Origin of the sequence: Paenibacillus forsythiae T98 (genome assembly GCF_000520735.1) — a bacterium.
Taxonomy (GTDB): domain Bacteria; phylum Bacillota; class Bacilli; order Paenibacillales; family Paenibacillaceae; genus Paenibacillus_AQ; species Paenibacillus_AQ forsythiae.
In genome coordinates, this window is sequence record NZ_ASSC01000314.1 from 1 (window position 1) to 2890 (window position 2890).

The 2890-nt window shown below is 57.2% G+C and carries 3 protein-coding genes; all 3 read left to right on the plus strand.

Annotated elements, in window-relative coordinates; all coding sequences use genetic code 11:
* A partial coding sequence (locus L692_RS28365; protein ID WP_036723111.1) for a fumarylacetoacetate hydrolase family protein occupies window positions 1-194 on the plus strand: 194 nt, incomplete at its 5' end.
* Window positions 195-429: 235 nt separating this feature from the next.
* Window positions 430-1368, plus strand: coding sequence for an aminoglycoside phosphotransferase family protein (locus L692_RS0110280; RefSeq protein ID WP_025699573.1), 939 nt, complete (start codon window positions 430-432; stop codon window positions 1366-1368).
* Between the two features lie 326 nt (window positions 1369-1694).
* Window positions 1695-2890, plus strand: a 1196-nt coding sequence (gene metK, locus L692_RS0110285) for a methionine adenosyltransferase (RefSeq protein WP_025699575.1), incomplete at its 3' end; no start/stop codon positions are given.

Sequence of the window (2890 nt, forward strand, 5' to 3'; positions counted from 1 at the left end):
TCTTTGGCTGCGCGGAGCTGGTCAGCTATATTTCGGCCTACATAACGCTTGAACCGGGAGACCTGATCTTTACAGGCACGCCGGAAGGCGTCATTCTTGGACAGCCCGAAGAAGAGCGGGTATGGCTGCGGACCGGTGATGAGCTGGCGGTTACGATCGAAGGACTGGGCACGCTGGAGAACCGGCTCGGATAACGAATAGGCGCGGCAGCTATGCCGCACACCGGACGAAGGCTCCGTTCCATTCGCGCATTGCCGGAAGGCGAGACGGAATAGTGGTTTCTTTCTGTGCTACTAAATTATATGAAGAATATACGGCATTAAGCTTTAACGGCCTGAATGCGTCGGCCCTGGAACACAGGTCTTTCAGCGTTCTGTGGCCGTTTTTTATATGGGATGGGCATTTGAAGAACAGAAGGGATGAGGAAGAATGGATAGTAAGCCGCTGGGCGCACTGCCGGAGTCTGCGTTGAAATGGATCGCCGGTCTGGGCGGTACGTCCGTTCAGGTTCGTGAAGCTCGGCGTCTTCCGGGCAGCACCTCTTCCGCCTTATATCAGGTCCGGCTGGAGGGAGACGCGGATTCCCGGGATGCGGTAATTCGTCTGTACGATAATGAGCGGTGGCTGAATCAGGAGCCGGATGTGGCCCTCCATGAATCGGAGGCGCTTGTCAGGTCCGCGCTCGGAGGGCTTTCTTCTCCGGAGCTGCTGGGAGTGGACAGGGACGGACAGGCTTGCGGGCTGCCCGCTGTTCTGATGACCCTGCTGCCCGGAGAGGTGATTCTGAAGCCCCCGAATATGCAGGGTTGGCTGGCCGGACTGGCCGGGGCGCTGGCGAAGGTGCATGCCATTCCGGCAGGGGATTTTCCCTGGACTCATTACTCGTATACCGATATTGAAGCTCTGGAGCCGCCTGACTGGACTACGCGGAAGGAAAGCTGGGCGGAAGCGGTGAGATACATCCGGAATAACCGGCCGGAGTACGCGGAGCGCTTCATTCACCGCGATTATCATCCGGGTAATGTGCTGTGGCAGGGAGAGACCGTCAGCGGAATTGTGGACTGGCCGAATGCATGCCGGGGGCCGGCGGGGGCGGATGTGGGCCACTGCAGGCTGAATCTGGCGCAGCTGTACGGCGTGGAGACGGCGGATGCTTTTTTGCGGGCTTATATGGATGCGGCTGGCGCCTCATTCACCTATCATCCATACTGGGATCTGCTGTCGCTGTTCGACGGCCTGGCCGATGGTCCTCCGCAGGTGTATGGGGGCTGGGCGGATTTCGGGGTGACGGATTTGACCGACCGGATCATAGCGGAGCGGCTGGAACAATATCAGGCAAGCTTGATGCAGCGGCTCGAAGGCAAGTAGGAAGCGGCGGCACGTTATGCGGAACAAAGACCAGCCCGGGAATTGGGGAAGCGAACGGGATTCGTTCCGGAAAAAGACGAGGGTTTGCACATTATTTTATTGACAAACATTGCATATTCCACGTAATATATTGATTAATCCTATAAGCTTAGTTGGATAAAAGTTGACCGGATAACCGGAGGCTCTGAATAAACAGCACTGTACCTATGCGTATGCGTATGACTGCTGTCATTTTCAGAGCCTTTCTTGTCTTTAATCCGGAGGCAATAGGCATTCTTATCGTCTTCAGGAGTGAATCATATCACAATGAAACGGGGTAGAAGCAAATGACAAAGTATTTGTTCACATCGGAGTCTGTAACGGAAGGGCATCCGGATAAAATTTGCGACCAAATCTCGGATGCCATTCTGGATTCGATTCTGGAGCAGGACGCGAGCGGCCGGGTGGCTTGCGAGGTGGCGGTGACTACGGGTCTCGTGCTGATCGCGGGAGAAATCTCGACTTCGGCGAACGTCAATATTCCGGCGATTGCCCGGGAGACCATCGTGCGGATTGGTTACGACCATTCCTCTCTTGGCTTTGACGGCAATACCTGCGCCATTCTCAGCTCGCTCGACGAGCAATCGGCCGATATCGCCAGAGGCGTGGACAATGCGCTGGAGACGAGAGAGCTTGAGAACGGCAGTGAAATCGGAGCCGGCGACCAGGGCCTGATGTTCGGCTACGCGACGGATGAGACGCCGGAGCTGTTCCCGCTGCCGATTTCGCTGGCGCATCGGCTGGCCAGAAGACTGGCGGAGGTCAGAAAGAGCGGATTGCTTCCTTATTTGCGGCCGGACGGCAAGACACAGGTGACCGTGGAATATGATGGAGACCGTGCGGTCCGGGTAGATACCATCGTTGTTTCGACGCAGCATGCTCCTGAAATCGGGCTTGACCAAATCTGGAAGGATATTGTTCAGCATGTGGTGGAGCCGACGGTTCCGGAGGGACTGCTGGACGAGAATACCAAATACTATATTAATCCGACGGGACGTTTCGTCGTGGGCGGGCCGAACGGCGACGCCGGACTGACCGGAAGAAAGATCATCGTTGACACCTACGGCGGCTATGCCCGGCATGGCGGGGGCGCCTTCAGCGGGAAGGACCCGACGAAGGTGGACCGAAGCGCAGCGTATGCCGCGCGTTATGTAGCCAAGAATATCGTGGCGGCAGGTCTGGCGCGCAGAGCCGAAATCCAGCTTGCCTACGCGATCGGGGTGGCGAGCCCGGTTTCGGTTACGGTGAATAGCTTCGGCACCGGAATTGTGCCGGATGACCGGATCTCGGACATCGTAAAGTCCACGTTCGACCTGAGACCCGGAGCCATTATAAATGCGCTTGATCTCAGACGGCCGATCTACAGACAGACGGCGGCTTACGGACATTTTGGAAGAAGCGACCTGGATTTGCCATGGGAGCGCACGGATAAGGCGGAGGCTTTAAAGGCCGCAGCCGACGGGCTGGCTATTGCGGCGGGCGC

Bases quoted from the DNA above. Each gene is read 5' to 3' on its own strand.
- L692_RS0110280 (WP_025699573.1), top strand. From the start codon at position 430: ATGGATAGTAAGCCGCTGGGCGCACTGCCGGAGTCTGCGTTGAAATGG.